24 protein-coding genes are annotated in these 17656 nt (G+C 51.9%); 5 read left to right on the plus strand and 19 right to left on the minus strand.

Translation table 11 applies throughout. The features are described from left to right. Position 1: 1 nt before the first annotated feature. Positions 2-697 (minus strand): molecular chaperone, encoded by a 696-nt coding sequence (locus tag ABLV54_RS08370; RefSeq protein ID WP_050533048.1) that lies wholly within the window; start codon positions 695-697, stop codon positions 2-4. 58 nt (positions 698-755) lie between these two features. Next, positions 756-1316 (minus strand): fimbrial protein, encoded by a 561-nt coding sequence (locus tag ABLV54_RS08375; protein WP_048296917.1) that lies wholly within the window; start codon positions 1314-1316, stop codon positions 756-758. A gap of 469 nt (positions 1317-1785) precedes the next feature. Here ABLV54_RS08375 and ABLV54_RS08380 point away from each other — a divergent pair, with 469 nt between their 5' ends. Together ABLV54_RS08380 and ABLV54_RS08385 are read left to right on the plus strand one after the other, a co-directional pair. Beyond that, entirely contained in the window at positions 1786-2448 is a 663-nt protein-coding gene (locus ABLV54_RS08380) for a LuxR C-terminal-related transcriptional regulator (RefSeq protein ID WP_048296915.1), read from the plus strand. Further along, positions 2426-2731, plus strand: a complete 306-nt coding sequence (locus tag ABLV54_RS08385; RefSeq protein ID WP_044521373.1) for a hypothetical protein — start codon at positions 2426-2428, stop codon at positions 2729-2731. The genes ABLV54_RS08380 and ABLV54_RS08385 overlap by 23 nt, the downstream gene beginning before the upstream one ends. 52 nt (positions 2732-2783) lie before the next feature. Here the strand turns inward: ABLV54_RS08385 and ABLV54_RS08390 are convergent, their stop codons facing one another. Together ABLV54_RS08390 and ABLV54_RS08395 are read right to left on the minus strand one after the other, a co-directional pair. After that, the gene (locus ABLV54_RS08390) at positions 2784-4088 is read right to left on the minus strand and encodes a citrate synthase (protein WP_348813926.1); all 1305 of its coding nucleotides are present in this window, start codon (positions 4086-4088) and stop codon (positions 2784-2786) included. A 45-nt stretch (positions 4089-4133) separates the two neighbouring features. Next, positions 4134-4274: a hypothetical protein gene (locus ABLV54_RS08395; RefSeq protein ID WP_044521369.1), complete on the minus strand. Its 141-nt coding sequence runs from the start codon at positions 4272-4274 to the stop codon at positions 4134-4136. A 324-nt stretch (positions 4275-4598) separates the two neighbouring features. On the opposite strand from ABLV54_RS08395, the gene ABLV54_RS08400 reads away from it, so the two are divergent. After that, positions 4599-4769 (plus strand): hypothetical protein, encoded by a 171-nt coding sequence (locus ABLV54_RS08400; protein WP_023288674.1) that lies wholly within the window; start codon positions 4599-4601, stop codon positions 4767-4769. A gap of 78 nt (positions 4770-4847) precedes the next feature. Here ABLV54_RS08400 and uraH read toward each other — a convergent pair whose 3' ends face one another. From uraH to ABLV54_RS08465, 13 genes are all read right to left on the minus strand, one after another. Next, complete coding sequence (uraH, locus tag ABLV54_RS08405; RefSeq protein ID WP_008805473.1) at positions 4848-5249, minus strand: hydroxyisourate hydrolase; 402 nt, start codon at positions 5247-5249, stop codon at positions 4848-4850. Between the two features lie 381 nt (positions 5250-5630). Beyond that, the gene (locus ABLV54_RS08410) at positions 5631-5924 is read right to left on the minus strand and encodes a hypothetical protein (RefSeq protein ID WP_048296911.1); all 294 of its coding nucleotides are present in this window, start codon (positions 5922-5924) and stop codon (positions 5631-5633) included. A 550-nt stretch (positions 5925-6474) separates the two neighbouring features. Further along, positions 6475-7506 (minus strand): glycine-rich domain-containing protein, encoded by a 1032-nt coding sequence (locus ABLV54_RS08415; RefSeq protein WP_348813929.1) that lies wholly within the window; start codon positions 7504-7506, stop codon positions 6475-6477. A gap of 11 nt (positions 7507-7517) precedes the next feature. Next, entirely contained in the window at positions 7518-7835 is a 318-nt protein-coding gene (locus tag ABLV54_RS08420; protein WP_348813931.1) for a hypothetical protein, read from the minus strand. Beyond that, positions 7835-8074, minus strand: coding sequence for a hypothetical protein (locus ABLV54_RS08425; RefSeq protein ID WP_089647983.1), 240 nt, complete (start codon positions 8072-8074; stop codon positions 7835-7837). Before ABLV54_RS08425 ends, ABLV54_RS08420 begins: the two co-directional genes overlap by 1 nt. A gap of 136 nt (positions 8075-8210) precedes the next feature. Then, on the minus strand, positions 8211-8978 hold the full coding sequence (locus ABLV54_RS08430; RefSeq protein WP_348813933.1) for a hypothetical protein: 768 nt from the start codon (positions 8976-8978) through the stop codon (positions 8211-8213). After that, the gene (locus tag ABLV54_RS08435) at positions 8978-11137 is read right to left on the minus strand and encodes a sialidase family protein (RefSeq protein ID WP_348813935.1); all 2160 of its coding nucleotides are present in this window, start codon (positions 11135-11137) and stop codon (positions 8978-8980) included. The genes ABLV54_RS08430 and ABLV54_RS08435 overlap by 1 nt, the downstream gene beginning before the upstream one ends. A 14-nt stretch (positions 11138-11151) precedes the next feature. Continuing rightward, positions 11152-12447 (minus strand): hypothetical protein, encoded by a 1296-nt coding sequence (locus ABLV54_RS08440; RefSeq protein WP_064169456.1) that lies wholly within the window; start codon positions 12445-12447, stop codon positions 11152-11154. Position 12448: 1 nt separating this feature from the next. Next, complete coding sequence (locus ABLV54_RS08445) at positions 12449-13036, minus strand: DUF2612 domain-containing protein (protein ID WP_110236459.1); 588 nt, start codon at positions 13034-13036, stop codon at positions 12449-12451. Further along, positions 13029-14261, minus strand: a complete 1233-nt coding sequence (locus tag ABLV54_RS08450) for a baseplate J/gp47 family protein (RefSeq protein ID WP_101881433.1) — start codon at positions 14259-14261, stop codon at positions 13029-13031. Before ABLV54_RS08450 ends, ABLV54_RS08445 begins: the two co-directional genes overlap by 8 nt. A gap of 7 nt (positions 14262-14268) precedes the next feature. After that, on the minus strand, positions 14269-14625 hold the full coding sequence (locus tag ABLV54_RS08455; protein WP_001518114.1) for a hypothetical protein: 357 nt from the start codon (positions 14623-14625) through the stop codon (positions 14269-14271). Positions 14626-14722: 97 nt separating this feature from the next. Next, on the minus strand, positions 14723-15661 hold the full coding sequence (locus ABLV54_RS08460; RefSeq protein ID WP_185953508.1) for a phage antirepressor N-terminal domain-containing protein: 939 nt from the start codon (positions 15659-15661) through the stop codon (positions 14723-14725). A 106-nt stretch (positions 15662-15767) separates the two neighbouring features. Then, positions 15768-15944 carry an Arc family DNA-binding protein gene (locus tag ABLV54_RS08465; protein ID WP_014342925.1) on the minus strand — a complete coding sequence of 59 codons (177 nt, stop codon included), beginning with the start codon at positions 15942-15944 and terminating at the stop codon, positions 15768-15770. A 115-nt stretch (positions 15945-16059) separates the two neighbouring features. Here ABLV54_RS08465 and ABLV54_RS08470 point away from each other — a divergent pair, with 115 nt between their 5' ends. After that, complete coding sequence (locus tag ABLV54_RS08470) at positions 16060-16422, plus strand: Arc family DNA-binding protein (protein ID WP_032693640.1); 363 nt, start codon at positions 16060-16062, stop codon at positions 16420-16422. Positions 16423-16439: 17 nt separating this feature from the next. Then, on the plus strand, positions 16440-16646 hold the full coding sequence (locus tag ABLV54_RS08475; protein WP_227507444.1) for a hypothetical protein: 207 nt from the start codon (positions 16440-16442) through the stop codon (positions 16644-16646). Positions 16647-16672: 26 nt separating this feature from the next. Here the strand turns inward: ABLV54_RS08475 and ABLV54_RS08480 are convergent, their stop codons facing one another. Continuing rightward, positions 16673-17053, minus strand: coding sequence for a zinc ribbon domain-containing protein (locus tag ABLV54_RS08480; protein ID WP_348813939.1), 381 nt, complete (start codon positions 17051-17053; stop codon positions 16673-16675). 11 nt (positions 17054-17064) lie between these two features. Next, positions 17065-17655: a Gp138 family membrane-puncturing spike protein gene (locus ABLV54_RS08485; RefSeq protein ID WP_348813941.1), complete on the minus strand. Its 591-nt coding sequence runs from the start codon at positions 17653-17655 to the stop codon at positions 17065-17067. Position 17656 lies beyond the last annotated feature (1 nt).

Here is a 17656-nt window from a genome sequence, read left to right on the forward strand (position 1 = left end):
CTTACTGAGGATAATTATGATTCACTACTGCGCCGTAATCATTGATGGTGGTGAAGCTGAATCTCGCTGGCAGCATGTGCAGCGCGCCCCCTTTAGGCGTGATAACCAGCGAGGAAAAAGGGGCTACCATGCCAGCGGACTGTTTTTGTCCGTTAAGGGTGATGCTGTCGATGGTGATATAGCGCGATGAGGCATTACTCACCCGCAGACCACCGCCTGCGGGAGCCAGCGCCCAGCTCAGCGCTTTGTCCGGCGCTATTTTGTCCGCCGCCACGCCTGCCGGACGGTAAAACAGCTTGATGCGCGACCGTATCGCGAGTTGCAGATAATTGATTGCCGTGCCGTTTTTCGGCTCAGGCGGGATGTCCAGCAGATTGAACCAGAATAGCGATTCCCGATCCTGGGGCAGACGGCTGCCGTTGAACACCAGGCGCCAGCTTTGGCCTTTTCCCGGCTCAATGCGCACAATCGGCGGCAGCACAATAAACGGCGCCGAATCTTTTTCCGGTCGATTTTGCACGCTGCCATCGTCGACCCAGACCTGGGTCAGCGACGGCGTCTCCCCCACATTGGTGGCCCTGACCGCGATCTCTTTTTTGTCGCCGGGAAAAACGATCCGTGTGCCGTCAATAACCATGCTGGCGTCCGCCGAGGGTAAAATGCTGGAAAGCAGCCATGCCAGAACCATACGCCGCATATTCACCTCCTCCTTGCCGGGTGGATAAACGGCCCCTGATCGGGGCCGTGGACTGGGTTTACGGATAGACCACCGTAAAGTTGACGTAGGTCGCGACTTTTCCAGCCGTAGCGGCGTCGGTCGCATAGTAGCGGGCGTAGAAAGGCAGCGAAGCGGAACCATCCTGCTCAGCGACCGCCACCGGGATCACCGAAGGGCGGGCAACGGTGCCGTCCGCAGCAATCGTCGGGCTCTCCGCGAGGTTAATCGCCGTAAACCGGGTGTTCAGCAGCTCCACATCGACATTTTCTGCTTCCGTGCCGTCAGACAGAGTGTTTTTTAGTCGCCCCTCCGTGGAAACGAATTGATCCTTCTCGAAGTACACCGAGACATCGGATCCCGGGGTACAGCTCATCAGATCGATGGTGAAGGGAACGACGCCCGCCGTCTCGCCCGCACTGCTGAGCGCCGAACGCTGGACCGTCGGCAGAGTCACCGTCTTGTCTTTATTCACTACCGTACAGGTATTTTCGATGACTTCACCATTAAAGGTGACTTTGCCATCAGCAGCCTGCGCCGCTACCGGAGAAAGCATCATCATCGCGACGAAAGATGCCGTTCCTTTGCTATATTTTTTCATAATCACTCCTCATCACCACGCTTATGGTAGGATCGTTCAGGAAATACCCCTGGCGTACTTTCTACGTACAATTTATTAATACTCAGCCTATTGGATTAGCCGGTTATCTTTTAACCCCTTCCTTGCACTGACATCCTACTCATTTCGTCATTTATTATTCAAACTCACCACCAGGACAGTTTCTTATTTTTATAGAATAGTCTTAAAGTCATGCGAATAAATAAAAAAAAACACAAATAAAAACACAACAACCTGAAAATTAAGAGAAATTTTTATTTTTTATTTCATTGAAAACATCTAAAAAATGCGATCTACCTATCTCACCCTGATTATCGCCATTATCCTCCTGCACCCTCCCCCCTGGATTCACACCGCAGGGAGTATGTTATTTTTGATCTTTAATACCTACAGTAAATTGTCGAATCAAGCAGGACAGCATGCACAGCTGTATTTATGCCAGGAGGTCATTATGTTGATCTGCATTACGGATTCAGAATATTTTAATATTGCGCTGAAGGCGTATATTAATGAGCCCCACAGCAAGCCTCTGGATATTAAAGAATTGATCTGTTACCCATTTAGCGGGCAGAGTGAGATGTTTTATACTTTTTTTGCGACCGATGCCGGTGCCCGGTTAAGCACCATCCTGATCGATTACAGCCGCGCCAGCATCGAAGTGCTGCAGGTCGCACTGAGCCTTAAAGCATTTAATCCCCTGCTCCGTATCTTTCTTTTTACCAGGCCTGGCTACACGCTGAGCGAACTGGAAAGCAGCCTGGCCATCGTGGTCGGCGCGGAGTTTATTACCTGCTTTGCCGGGCTCAGCGCGGCGCTGGCCCGCTGGCCGCTACGGTCATCCCCGCCGGCAAACAAACTTTATATTGCGATCCCGGACAGCTATAACCTGACCCGTAAGGAGACCTTTTTAATCAGCCTGCTGATGGGGGGGATGCCGTTGTGCCACGTGGCCAGCACCATGCAGCTCACGATCAAACGGGTCTACTATTATCGTTCACGCGTGCTCAGCAAGCTGGCGGTAAAAAATAACGTGGAATTGGTCACTAAAGTTCAGGGAATGGTATTGCGCCACTATCGACAGGAGACTGGCCATGAAATCGTATCTCTACGCTAAAGATCGCCTCATGCTGATGATCCTGAGCTGGCTTAACGCCGACGAGACGCTCCCGTCTCGCCACGATTATCATCAGGCCGAGGCCCTGCTATGCACGCTGCATATTCCCTATGTGCTGAAGCCCGACCTGGAACAGCTAAGGGCTACGCTGCAGCCGTTACTCACCACCGCCGGGCCGCAGGTCGGTGAGGTAAACGCATTTATAAGCGCCTTGCTAACGCTGTATACCCGACTCACCGAATATACCGCCGTTGAGCACTACCTGCTCTCCCGGCACCTCTGAGTGACATGCCGCCAGGGCAGGAAGACGCCGCGCGCCTCCTGCCCGTAAGGCATTACCTTGGGTTAGCAGACGGCTCGCCGCGCCGTGAGACGTAATTCCGATAGTCCTCGCCAACATAAATCTGCCGTGGCCGGTAGATGGTCAGCGGCGCCTGGTGCATCTCGTTCCAGTGCGCCACCCAGCCGACCGTCCGTCCGACGGCGGTGACCACCGCAAACATCGACGAAGGCAGATTCATCGCCTTGAGGATCACCGCGGTATAAAAATCCACGCTCGGCGACAGGCCATTTTCCACAAAGTAGGGGTCGGTCAGCGCCACGTCCTCAAGGGCCATCGCCACCTGCAGCAGACGGTCGGACATTCCTATCTCCGCCAGTACCCGATGGCTGGTTTCACGCAGGATATCGGCGCGCGGGTCGCGGTGACGGTAGCGTGAGTTGCCAAAACCGAGGCGGCGAAATGCCTGCGGGTCGCGTTTTGCCTGACGCAGAAACGCCGGAACCTGATCGACGCTTTCAATCTCTTCCAGCATCCGCATGCTCGACTCATTGGCGCCGCCGTGCATCGGTCCCCACAGCGACGCTAGCCCGGCGGCGACGCAGGCGAATAAGTTCGCCCCGGAGGAGCCCGCCGCGCGCACCGTGGTGGTGGAGGCGCACTGCCCGTGATCGGCATGCAGGACCAGGATCTGGTTCATCGCCTGCTCGATGACCGGATTGAGGACGTACTTCTCGGCCGGGATAGCAAACAGCATCTGCAGGAAATTGCCGGCATAGGAGAGATCGTTGCGCGGATACGCGGCGGGTTGTTCAATGGTGTACTTGTAGCTCATGGCGGCGATAGTGGGCATTTTCGACAGCAGCCGCGTGGCGGCCAGCGCCCGGTGCTCCGGATTTTCCACATCCAGGACATCATGATAGAACGCCGCCAGCGCCCCCACCAGGGCGCACATCAGCGCCATCGGGTGCGAATCGCGACGAAAGCCACTGCACATGCGGGCTATCTGCTCATGCACCAGGGTATGGCGGGTGATGGTTTCGCGAAACGTTTGATAGCTGGCCTCATCCGGCGCGTCGCCCCGCAGCATGATGTACGCCACCTCGAGAAAATCACACTGGCGGGCCAGCTGGTCCACCGGATAGCCGCGGTGCAGCAGCACGCTGTTTTCCGTATCGATCCACGAGATCGCCGACTGGCATCCGGCGGTGTTGGCGAAGCCGGGGTCGTAGCTGCAGAATCCGGACTGATTCAGCTCGCGTATGTCGACCCCCACGTGGCCCCGGCTTCCCGGCACCTGCGGCAGGGTGATGGGCGTCGGTTGCCCGGCAATAGAAAGCGTTAACGGTGTGGTGCTCATCCTGTCAGTTCCCCCAGCAGCTTATCAGCGACCTGAAGTCATTCTTCAGGCGGAAAGACCAACATAACCAATGTGATGCAGCTTATTCATTGATGTCATCACTATAACGCTGACAAAGAGGATATTTTGCTGGCCTGCCCGGGGAAACAGGCCGTCTTTCCCCACCCCACCGCTGGATAGCGGCACAAATCGCCAAGGATAAAGGCGATCAGCGCTGTCAAAATTTACGCTGAGTAAAGAAAGGATGAAGAGGAGCTACCATGAATTTTGTGCTGTCGATGACCCTCATCTGCATCGCTATCGCCTGGCTGATGATGAGCCTGCTGCCGGTATAGACGCAGCGCTAACCGCCACGCCAGTGGCCTGGATAACGCCTCATTCAATGGATTTCCGCCGTGGTCTTCGCCTCTGAAGTTTCAGCAGAGTCATACAAGAAGTACTGGTCGCATATCAGGCTGTTGCGGTTTCCCGGCGAGGGGTAGGCTAAAGGCCCACTGTTAAGGAGGTGATATGTCTGGACTGATCAACCCACATGCGGCCCCGGAAGAAGCAGCCTATGCGCTGATAATTGAGCTCGTTCGCGCCCAGCGCGTGCCGCAATATGAAGGCGATATTTCCGGCCTGCTGGCGATGTACGACGAAGCCGTTAACCATTTTAAAGAGAAAGAGACCAAGCGTTAGGCGTGGGCGTCGTTGTGCGGGGAAAGGGTGACGCCTGCGGGAGACGCGCAGGCGTTGGCTGGATAACGGCTTGAGTTATCAGCTGCCGCGGTAGGTAGAGTATCCGTACTGACTGAGCAGCAGCGGGATATGCAGTTTTTGATTTTGCTTTGTGACATTGAAAATAACCGGAACCACCGGGAAGAACGTATTCATGTTTTGGCTTTTAAAATAGTCACCGGTTTTAAACGTCACTTTATACACCCCCGGCTCCATATTTTCCGCCTGCGGATAGAGCGATTTAATCCGCCCATCGGCATCCGTTTTGCCGGTGGCGATATGCTGCCAGCTCTCCCCTTGCTGCTTATCCAGCTCAATCTGCACCCCCGGCGAAGGGAGCCCGGTTTGCTGATTAAGAATGTGTACGCTGAGCGTGCCCTCTGGCGCCGCCAGCGCGCTGAAGCTGAGCAGGGAAATTACGGAGGCGATAACTAATTTCATAATCGTGACCTTTTGGGCAAGTGAAAGTGCCCTAACTATAGTCAGCGCGGCGGGGAAAAAAATTAAACTTTTTGTTATCAGATTGCGGTGATGGGGACTGTCTCCATACACAACACGCCGAACCGGTTTTGTCGTGAGAAGAGGAAGTGTCTTATGTGTACTCTGCGTAACAGGATACGGGGCACTTAAACTGTCAGAGAGGGGAAATAGATTAGCTCGGGTCAAATATCACAAGGTTAAAGAATATACGCCGTGGCCTCTGCCCCCTCTAACAGAACAGTGCTCACTGAAAATGGCCTGCCGTATTCGAAATAATCATTTAATATTATTTAAACGACTATTCCAGTGGAAATAATCACCTGGTGAAGATATTAATTATTATCATTGATTCTCTTGTCGCCACGCCTTCACCATCTCCTTTGTTACCTCTTTCTTGTAGCAAATGGGTGAATACCCACCCGCTTTGCTCCAGGCACTGCGGCCACCGCACGAGCTGCCGTTCCGCGCGGTATTGAAGGGGCAGGCACAGGTGCCGGGGTAGGATGCGACAGAGTCATCAATAATTCTTTGCCTGACCTGATCATCGCTTAAGGCATTCGATTTGGCGATAGAAATATCTGATGCAAAGACAAACACAACAGCGAATACGGAGATGGTGACGAATTTGATGTTCATTTGGATCTTTCCAGGTCGAAGATGAACATCGAGGGTATGCTTTCAAAAAGCATTGAATATTGATCTTTAGCAACTGTCATTCGCGCCAGCTTAAAATGCGATACCTAGCCCAGGTAGCATAAATTAAAGTTATGAAGAGTATTAGCCTGTTTATTATTTGCCTGCAAACATTTATTGCATGCGGAAATATTTTTCAGAAATGAAATTAATCAATAAGGCGACCAGATTACGGAAAATCGCTATCCAGGATAGTAACGTGTGAGACGCTAGCTCCAAGACAATGACGCCATTTTTGCCGCCAGCGACACAAAGACGACACAGAGAGGAAAATAGTCTGGATGAAGATTGGTATAACGTTTTGATTCAAAATGGCACGCCCTACAGGATTCGAACCTGTGACCTACGGCTTAGAAGTTCCTAGAACTATACGCTAATTCATATACTTACCGCGTCATTCCTGCGCTCACACGTCCCATGATGCGAAAAGTTAGAAAGAGATGAAAACGGTTAAGAAACTATGATTGTCCCAAAACCGTCTCACCCAGCCCCATTACGCGAATTCTTCCACGATCGCCATGCCATTAGCACCATCGCCGCCGGTAAATGCCGTGCTGGTAAAACCGAGGTCATAGGCTCCACCACCACCGGAGCCGGGAGCAGTGCCAGAAATACCAGCCTGAGAGCCTGCCCGGCCTCCACCGCCAAAAAACGATGCTCCGCCATTCCCCGGCAAAAGACTTGAGCCTGTCTGCCCATCGGAGCCAGTACCGCCGTTGATCCGGACGTCGCCAACTGTAGCCGTGCCGCCGGCACCACCGGCAGTATTCGAGATGCCAGACTTCACGCCACCTTTACCGCCCGGCGCCGAGAACAGACCCGCAAACGAGGAAGATTCGCCATCGCCCCCGCTTACTGCGCCCACACCGCCCTTACCCCCCTTACCGATAGTTATCGCGTAAGAGCTTGCAGCTGACAGATCAACCCATACAACAATAGTTGCCGCCGCGCCGCCGCCGGCACCGGAAAAGGTTTCGGTGTTATTAGATGCCTGGCACCCGCCACCGCCGCCGCCGCCTCCGACCAACGTTACTTTTGCAAAACGGGCCAAGGGTGAGCGCGTATAGCTTCCATTAGCATAAAAAGCTTTTGGAGCACCAAGAGAACGCCCGACAAAACCAGAGGAATCAGATATTCCGAGGTTATAACGGGCTGCATTTACCGCATCCTCACCGGCATCTTTAATTTCTGATAGGTTATTACTGATCTGCAGGAAAGATAACAATGACCCGGCGGTCATTAAATTCGCGACAATGTCATTCGTTGACCATACGCGTGCCGTAGTTCCTTCCTGACCACGAATTACTGTCATCACGTCACCGGATACAGACGTGACGTGCATAATTTCAGAAATTGTTTTCGTGGCCGCGTCGGTTATCGTTAATTTGAAATAACTCTGCCCAGATACAGGGGAAGGGAATAATGACCCCGCTCCAGTACCCACGGTAATAACGGTAGCGGACGCGCTAATACCCGCAGCGAGCACACTCTTTGCGTTATTATTGGCTAATAGCTTCAGCGCCATATATACCCCAGTTAAATAATAGAATTATCAGAACGAACATCGCAGATAGTAAACGTCACGGCGCCGATGACAGTAACATCGTCCAGGGCTTCGCCCTCGATCGCTTCGCCGTCTTCAGTAATCAGCGCCCTCCCTCTCAGCGTGGCAAGCTCCGTCCCGCCACCGTGCTGGATCAGAACCTGACTTCCCTGCCTTGGTTTCAGGGAGATATCCAGCACAACGTAACCGCCAGACCGTTCGAAGAGCAACGTATTAGGCCCAACATTGCAGATCGAGTTGACAGACAGTCGCTGCTCGACGTAATCCGTCGCGGGTGAAGGGAATCCCATTAGATCACCCTCCCCATGTTGGCCATCATCCACAGCCTGTTTTCGCTATGGTCCGGCGTCTTATCGACGAAATACGTCTGCTCACGTGCGATCCAGGAGTTAGCCTCCACCTCGGAAAAATGGATGCCGCGCCGGCGCAGCGCGGTAACGAAGTCGCGGGTGTGAAGGTACTGGAACCCCTTGGAACTGCGCAAAATGGACTCGCGGAAAGCCTGATTGATGTCTGACTGACGGTGCATGATCTGCCTCCGATTAACACTGTTTTTATATACAGTAATTTCATTGGGAGATCTGATCAATACAGGCTACAGCAATCGATCATGAGCACAGACGCAACGTAATGATTATTAATAAACTGGCGGGTAGAGATATGTATTACAGGCTAATGCCAAAGGCCGAAGCCAATGCGGAAACAACTTTAGCCCTTTGTTCGGCATTATGGTACTGTCGGAAGGCATGCATCCGGTTCAGGGTCATCTCGCTTTCCTGTCCGGCCGTGTAATAATTGTACCCTAGCGTAAAATCGCCAGTCGCTTCGCTGATTAACGCCTGACTGACCTGTGGCATTGCGGTGATAACTTCAGTTCCATTAAATCCGACAAATATCTCTTTATTAGCCACTGAATAACCGCATGAAACGATTGCCGTATCGGTTGATGGCCTCGGAACGTGAACTGAAGCTACGTTTACTGGTGTTCCAGGGTCGTAGGTGAATTGCAGTTCATTATTCGACGTATATCTCCTGAGGTATACCGCCTTGTTATCATTGCTTGTCGCCGCCTCAACAGCCCCCCATTTAAAGTAAACATCATTCGCAGTATCAGCGATAAACTTACCAACCAGGTAGAAGGTGACCTCACCATACCCGGCAAGGGAAGCAAAAGGGTTTACAAGCAAACCCTGGGCGCCACTGAAAACCAGACCGACAAAGCCAGCATCATCAGTCACAATTCCCGGGTTTTTAGCAACAGCCGGAGAGGCGTAAATAACAGATGGCTGCATGTAATCAGCAACTTTGACAAGTGAGTCAGATGAATCCGTAAACGCATTTTCAGCCGCAATATGTATTCCATCACTCAGCATGAGGGGCATCACATCGCTGTCCAATGATGACGGGGACTGTAAAACAAGCGATTTAGACATTAGAAGGACTCCAGATAATTAAGTGTCATATACGATTCCGACTGAACAACATTCATAACAGCAAAGAAGGTGTCACTGTTTCCAGCCTCATCCTCTGTAGACCATGCCATCACCAGGTTATTTCCGATAACGTCCATACCCTGCACACCTACGTTAGTGGAATTTCCGCTGGGTATCGCGGAGTTCAGTATCTGCCCAATTTTCATTTTGTAAAATGAAGCCACAGAACTACTGTAAAAGTCAGATGGCGTTCCAAACCATAAATTCATTGTCCCTGTGTTATATCTCTCAATGAATAACGCCACCATCATCCCGTTAATGCGTTTCACTACCACATCACTGTAAATCACGTTTTCCGGGGCGTTATACATCGTAAACCCTGAAAAATCAGGTCGCATGAAATAAAACTTTGACGGGTATGCTGCATCCTGCGTTCGTATGCCGCCATAAATATATCCCGTACCATCCTGAACCAGATCGATACCCAGTGTTGGTTCAACCAGCTTGGTCGTAGGATAAGCACCATCGGCAATAGCATCGAACGTTGTGATGGTGTTCAGTGGGTCGGAAATATCAAATGACAGAAAGCCCATCCGGGATGAGTTTGCAAAATGATACCCGGTATACATCCTGCCGTTATAATATAAAAAATCGTGATACAACTCAGGAACATATTGTGTTCCGGATATTGTCTGGGTTAGCGGGATTTCCCCTATTTTTGACCATGTAACTCCTCTGTCCGTGGACCTGTAGATATTATGAGCAGTTACTCCCTGAGCGTTATTCGTGCCGCGGCTTCGTATGATTCCCCACAGATGGTCCGCGCTATCGCAGCCCAGTGCCCACCAGTCTGAACCACGCGCTTTTCCTTCGCTGGCGATGGGCTCAATGGTATCGCTCCATGTTTTGCCTTCATCATCACTGTAGCGAAGCGCACATAATTGGTCACTACTACCGTGAGCCGACGCATGATTGTACCCAACATAAATTCGCCCGGTAGAATCATGACATACTTTGCCCTGAGGCCATGAATTCAATGTAAACCCAGTATTTTTAGTTACCCTGGATACCAGAAGGGACTGGGTTATAAGTGCACCACTTTTGTCCGTTGCATAAAATGTCCTTCTAATCTGAGGGAGACCGTCAGCTTCAATTTCCGCTATAGCTTTAATTGCCTGCGCAATTTGGCTCTGATTTTTTATGGCATAGATTTTCTGGATGGGGATGGCAAGTCCTCGAATCCATACCATTCCATCTGGTGTAACCGCTATTGCCGAGCCACCGGTGTAATCATCGATAGATGCAACCTGAGAATATGTTTTAATTGCCGTTATTTTTTCACTCACACCATCGGAGATATTTTCACGTTCACCAATCCGGTAGCTTTTCCCATCTTTGAATATAATGTCAATTATATTCCCCTGGGAATCAATCTGCTTATAAACAAACGGATCCTCATCACTGCCGTAGAAAATTCTGGTGTTAATGTCGTCAATCTCAGCCTGAGAAGGCATTTTCCGCCCAGTAGGCTGCAGAGTGCCTGAGGTGTTAATTACTTCAATCGCTAGTGAGCTACCATCAGAACTACGGTAGTAAGCCGTTGACCCCACCGAAATATTTCCAGCGTCTGCATCAGCCTGCGCGTCCGCCAGTGTGGGAAATTCGCGGATTGTCCCGGTTACAGCGGCTGTGCCTGGCTGAGAAGCCTGCAGCACAGCCACACCATCCTGGTTCTCGTAGGTTTTGAATGCCGCTGTCGCTTCCGGACCTTCCGCTACACGAAACGACTGTCCGTTGGTTGTAGCAGCGAGCCCTGCAATTGTGCCGTCCGGATCGCTCGGTGTTTTATAGAAAGTGAACTTGTTCAGCGCATATTCAGAGGCATCATTCTTGTACTCTTCGGCCTGCGCAGCTGAACCTGCGGCTGCCGTTGCCGATTCGGATGAGGCAACGGCCGAAGTAGCAGCACTTTGTTCAGCAGTTTCTGCTGAGTTCTTGGCAGCTTCAGCCGTAGTGGCAGCATTAATCGCTTCCTGAGTGGTGGCGCTAATATCCTGATATCCCTGCTGGACCTCGATCAGGTACTGCTTTGCCTCTGCGGCACTCACGGACGCCTCTGCCGCGAACTGTGCTGTTTGCTGTGTGTCGGTAGTCGCCATAATTTTTCCTGTTATTACCACTCGATATGCACAATGCCATCGGCGCCATCGCCGGACGGGTAAGCTATTCCGCTGAAATCAATATCGTAAGCACCACCACCGCCAGAGCCTGCTGCTTTCCCTTTCACACCGCCGGTTGCGCCGCTACGTCCGCCACCACCCCAGAACGAAGCCCCGCCAGAACCGGTAAGCATGTTGGTCGCAGCCTGGCCGTCCTGACCGGTACCACCCTGAATGTTGATATCGCCACCTGATGCAAGACCGCCATCACCACCGGCGCTGTTCACTATGCTGGCCTTGTTGGATTTTTTTCCGCCGCGACCGAAGATGATCCCACCCAAAGAAGAGTCGCCGCCGTCATTGCCAGACACGGCTCCTGATACCGCTACGCCACCTTTGCCAACGACAACGGATAAGGTCGTTCCCGGAACAACATCCAGCCAGCCTAAAGCTGTACCGCCAGCACCGCCGCCGCCGCCGCTATAGGACTCACTTGAGGAGGACGCCTGACAACCGCTTCCTGATCCGCCTGCACCCGTCACGGTGTAACGAATGCGCGTCACCCCTGCAGGCACGACGAACGAATACGTCCCGTTGACTGCGTAAGCGATGTTTCCATGAGGCTTCGAAAGGGAGGTTACGTTGGTTCCATCAGAGTGGACTTGAGTAACTGTGCCTGGCTTGCTGACAACCGTTGCGCCCGCTGCCCTGGTGCTTAACTGAACGTAGTAAGCGCTGCCGGTGCAGTTATTTTCAATGGTCCAGTCTTTTACCCATGGAGGGAGATAAAGGACCCGGTTACCAGTTAGCGCGCCGGTGAGAATTAGCCGCGGGTTAGCAGCCTGCAGATCGGTGGCGTTAACGTTAGCCGTCGATATTGAAATGCTTGCCGCTCCGCATCCCCATGAAGGCATCCAGCCAGATGCCGTGGCATCGGTTTTTTCCGGCGCGGTGTTATTGGAGTCAATGGTGTTGAGCCACGACACCGAGTAATCGCTGGAAGGGATCACCGCACCTTTCGGATAGCCTGAAATGGCAGTTCTGAAATCTGCGTTAAAGGGGTACCCCATCCCGGCTGCGGACCATTGCAGGCGCGTGTAAACGTCATTAAATATGCCGTTAAAGTCCTGCCCCTTCGGCGGTTTACCGCCGGCAGAGAGTGCGATACGGGTCAGCGGCGGGAAACCGGAGTCCATCGCCGCCAGGCCATCAGCCAGCGTTTCAGAGGTGGAATTGACCGGGATCGTGTTTTTATCGCCGCTCACAGAAAAGACAACCGTCAGACGTGACGGTATGGCTGAATTATTCAATTCAGACCTCCTGAACGATGTTAACTTTTACCCCGGGAGGGGACGGAAGCGCGCCGGAGCTTTGCACTATGGCCAGCTCCGAATCGGAAAGCTGGAACTCGAATACGTAGCTCATGACATGGTTGCCATCGTCACGCACGTAAGCCCGCCCACTGGTGCCGAACATGTACATCAGCATGCGGTTCATGACCGGCACAGTGCAATCGCTGATGTTCGCCATCGCTTTGCACATGATCAGCTTGCGGTATGCATCATTGGTCAGGACCACAGTGTTCGTGTCCTGCACTCCGGTATAGAAAGGCGCCTGGTTAAAGGGTTGCGGGTCGGTGAGTTCTGCCGGGGTGCTGGTCGCTTCGCCAAACCCCAGAAACTGCTGGGATGGCGTCACAGTCAGCAAACGCTCTACATCAACGATTTTACCCCAGCACATCAGCCCGTAATCGCCGCAGGTCTCGATGTTGAATACGAGGTCATAGAACGTGTCTATCCAGTCCTCTGGCGCTACAGAAGCGTTAAAGGTGTCAATCAGTGACCGCAGGCTGGTTGAGTTCACGTACTGCGCGTAGATCGTCCAGTCGACATTATTCACTTACCGCCTCCGTTATGATATTTGTCGCATCGAGAGTCGGCTCCTGATCTATCCCCATAGTCAGCGCACTAGACCAGGTGGTTCCGTCCAGAGAGATCTGGACCGAAAGAACGTTCATGTTCTGTGCATCAAGCGCCTGAATGGGTCCGATATAGCGGCTGCCATAAATTCGCGCGCCGGCACGCGCCCGGGTACCGCCATCTGCGCCGGTAAAGGCATTCAGGACGACCGTTCTGATCTGCGCGTTGATATCTGACGGAAGGCCATCATTTGCCTCGTATTCCACCTTGATATGAACACTCACCGCGTCCAGCGTTTTCCACCTGTAGGTGTACTCCGGATAAGGGGCGTCATAATTTTCGGTATCCTGCACGGTTCCGGTGGTGTCACCGTTCATAACGGTGCCCGGGGGGAGTTTTTTATTGATGGCCGCTGCAATCTCAGCTACTGCCCCGCCATAAACCCCGATATAAATCGAGCTGGCCAGCAGCGTGTAATTCGTGGAACCTTTCTCGACGGAAGTCGGCTCTTTGTTGTCGATCACATAAACATCAAGTACCCCGTCGACTTCCAGGACAGCAGCCCGCACAGCCGCTGCTGTGTTGAAGGCGTTACGTGCCACTGACTGGCGACGGCGATATTCAAATGCAGATCGCCCTTCAACATTCGAGCCCGGCACACCTGCAGTCTCGTTGGTGATACTCGACCAGCCACTTACCGCGACATAGATGTTTGTCAGCGTACCGATGGGGCAAGCTATCGGCCCGGTAGTCAGGTTCTGGAACTCGATCTTTACCGTCCCGTCCGCACCTATCGTTCCGGCCGCCAGGGACACGTACATATAACCGTTGTCGTCGGTTGCATAGGACTGCGCCGGGATCACCGTTCCCGGTACGCCGGAGCATGTGGCCGTTACAACCGTACCCGCAGCAGCAATGCGATCGAGGAAGTAAATCCTGCCGATGCCATCCTGAAATCTGCCGGAGGAAAAGTCCGGGTTCATGTTGTTGACGATAGCCAGAAGCTGATCGTTCTTGTCTGCGATGATTGCAGTATCAGTGACAGCCAGTTGCCCCTGCGGCGTCTTGAGGTTCGTGCTCATCGCCGTCCCGAATGCAGAACCAATATCTGCTATACGCCCGGCAAGAATGTCTCCCTCATCTGGAACATCAAGGCCAGTGGTGGAAAAGGTCACGGCCGGTACCGCCGTAGAGATTGTCGTCATTTTTTCCTCACAGGGTGACGCTGGAATCCAGGCCATTGGTATCCACGATCGCAATAACGCCGGTAGTGCGGCGCGTATCGCGGTTGTTAATCAGCGTCGGCTCAGCGCGCGCGATATAGCTCATCCGCAACGCTTCAACCTGAAGCGCGGCCGCCATGGCGCCGGTGCTGGCCTTAACGTTCAGCAGCTCTTTGTAATTAACGCCGGTGTCTTTTTCGTAAATGCACTCGCCGCGTATAGCCAGGCATGCCGTCGCTACGTCCTGAGCGCAGGCGTAGGGGTTTTCAACCGTGGCGATATTACCCAGCTCATCAAGGACAAGATCCCAGGTATCGGGGTCGAGTTTGAGAGATATTGTTTTCATGGATTTCGCCCATAAAAAAACCCCGCCGAAGCGAGGTTTGTGTCATGGGTTACAAGATTTTTGTAACCCGTTTGACCTACACTTTTTGTGTAGGTCCCTAACCAATTACGTATTCAGCCTTTCCGCCACGGAACGAGATGGTTTTATTTCCCGCCCGGCGGCAAGCATCCGCGATAGCCTTCATACCGTACTCGACATTACCCAGATGTTTGCGCATCGCCACAATTTCAGCCTTAGGTGCCGACACATCAAAGCCAGCCTCTTCCAGAACGTTAATCAGGCGAATAGCTGCAGATGTCGAGTTGTCACCACAAAGCATCTCCATCGTCACGTCAAAGGACGGGGCCGTTAGAGACTTCCCAAATGACAGGTTGCCACTGCGAACCAACGGGTTGTTATCGATCCACCATTGAAGCGGAATGTTAACGTCAAACTTCGGCGCTGGCAGTGTTTCCTGCTTGCCAAGGAATTCCCCTTCAAGCGGTACACGCGCAGCGATAGAAAGGGCCTCGGTAAACTGGTCGTCGCTGATTTCTTTGTAACTGCAACCAAAGTGAGATTTCAGTGAAGACCACATGGTGATCATCGCTTTGGCCTGATTCTCTTTCGGCAGCGCCTTGCCGCGAGTCATTACCAGTTGCTTAATGGCTTCCTGCTGCTCAGGGGTGATTTTGCCGGGTAGTGACTCTTTAGCCTTGCGCGGGTTCTTAACCTCGCCTTTCGTCCAGTACTCGTAAAGAACGTCGTCGCACTCTTCCTGGTAGCGAATGACGTTATCGCGAATTTCAGGACGGACTTTGTTGGGACTGATGCTGTTCAGCCAGGCTGCCAGCTTGCGCAGGGCGAGGCAAATCATTGACTGAATACCACCAACTGAGGGTATGGTGATTTCCACCATACCTTTGTAAAAGCGCTGAGAAATCTTTTTGTGCTGAGATTTCCAGTCCAGCCCCATCCCCTCAACAATCGGTTTCATCGGCGTGTAGGCCTCGCCGTTATGCTCAACTACAAAAAGAGAATTGCCATAGAAAGGCACGTTGATTGTACGATCTGCAATTGCTAAACTTGTCATGTCAGTTTTCTCGTAGTTAACTGGTAAATTAGAGACCTCGGAGGTGGCAGCCTTCGGGGTTTCGTTGTTTTTAGGCGCCGAACATTTTCTCATCGTTTTTTAAGCTCCAAACCAACCGCTGAACGATCGCTGCATTCAATGACAACCCCTCTTCTTCTGCTTTTTCCTGAACTGCTTTCTTGACTCTTTCCGGCAGTCTCAGTGAGAACTGCTCGATCACGCGCTGGCTATGTAACAGGTCTTTCATATTCTCCTCCGTTTTAGCACCAAACCAATTTGGAACTAGAACCAATTTAGCACCATTTAAAACAATGTCAAGTTGGTGCTATTGTTTGTCGTCGAAATTGAAACTTTGAGGACTTATGAGCAAATTCCCTAGCCAAGAAATGGACAGGTTTAATGTAAGGTTGCCTGTTGGCATGCGCGATGCCATAGCCGATCGCGCTAAGCGGAACGGCAGGTCTATGAACTCTGAGATTGTCCAGATCCTTCAGGATGCGCTGGAGACAGAAAAACTGATAGCTGAAACCGACATTGTCGATTTTGACTCAACCCAGGCAGCTCTGGATTCAAAATCCACGCCAGAGGAAAAGGCTGCGTTTCTTGCCGAACTGGAGAAAAGAGATCCCTTTACCGCTGCAATTCTTCGTGAGGGAGAGGAACATAACAGAAGGCTTGCTGCAATCCTTGGGAAGCGCATGGGTTATCTTGACAACGATAAATAGCAAAACCTCTGGAGAACATGATGGAATGGATTATTGGCGTAATCGTAATAGTGTTTCTCGTTAACCTTTTCAAACCAAGGCGTTGCGATGTATGCGGCACAGGTTTTAAACGTAACTACTACACCTGGAAGATCGACGGCAAAAAGCAACACCTTTGCCCGAACTGCAATAGCAAAATGAAAAAAAGAAAAAGTGACATCAGCTTTAAAGACAGATTCGGCTGAGGAGGTGCCCATACACGTGGGCATCATCAATCGTGCATAGCTCCGAAAAGCAAAGCAATAGCCACAATACCTCCTATGAGAATCAGCACCCGATCCCAAGCAATTTGAGTGCCGTTGTATTTTGGCTCTGGTAATACCATCGGGGTAATCTCACTCCCGCAATGCTTGCACTTCGTAGCCTGATACTTCACTGGCTCTGCACAGTAGGGGCAGTCCCTCATTGGGCCCTTAGAATCAGCTACGGCAGCGCCAGAAGAATTAAGCGAGGGGACGAAAAGAACGTGAATAATTGCAACGATGAAAAGCAAGAATCCATAGAGCCACCAACCGCCGAAAGATCGCCCCTTACTTTGCGCAATGAACGCAGGTATTAATCCCAACAATGCTGCAATAACTAAAAACGACATTTTTATTCCCTCTATGCCGCCCCCAGAGGATCGGTTCGGCTTCCTCCTGATACTACCCCACCATGAGTATGCCCATCAACGATAGAGCCATCGACAAGCTCAAGTTTCCCGTCTGGGTGTACTTTCAGGCCGTTGATGTTAACTACGCCAGGGCTCTTGATGTTTATGCCGCTACCGGTGAACTCTGCAAGCTCCGTCGGCTCATCATTCAGGCTGGCGATCGCCGTGATGTAAACAGCATCCGAGTATGAGTGGCGCCGCTGAGTTGGTGGAGGGCCTCCGCCTTTAGTTTTTTTCACATTTGTGATGTCTTTATCACAGGCAATCACCAGGCCAATATCACCTACTCTGGGCGTCATTTGTACCGAACTATTTCCAGCCTGGTACTGAATGAATGGAACATTGTAAACATCCTGGTTTTCAATTGATCCGCCAGAAGCGTTTGTTCCAGTAACCAGAGGAAAAACGGTAAGGGTCTTCCCATTCACTTTTTTGACTATGACGATATCGGCAAATACGCAGCCCTTTATGGCTCCGGCTATAAGCGAAAGAACAGCGTTCCCCTGGCACGACATGTCACTAGGCTTTTGCTTGGTAAGCATT

This window comes from Klebsiella sp. JB_Kp042 (genome assembly GCF_040065275.1).
Taxonomy (GTDB): domain Bacteria; phylum Pseudomonadota; class Gammaproteobacteria; order Enterobacterales; family Enterobacteriaceae; genus Klebsiella; species Klebsiella quasipneumoniae.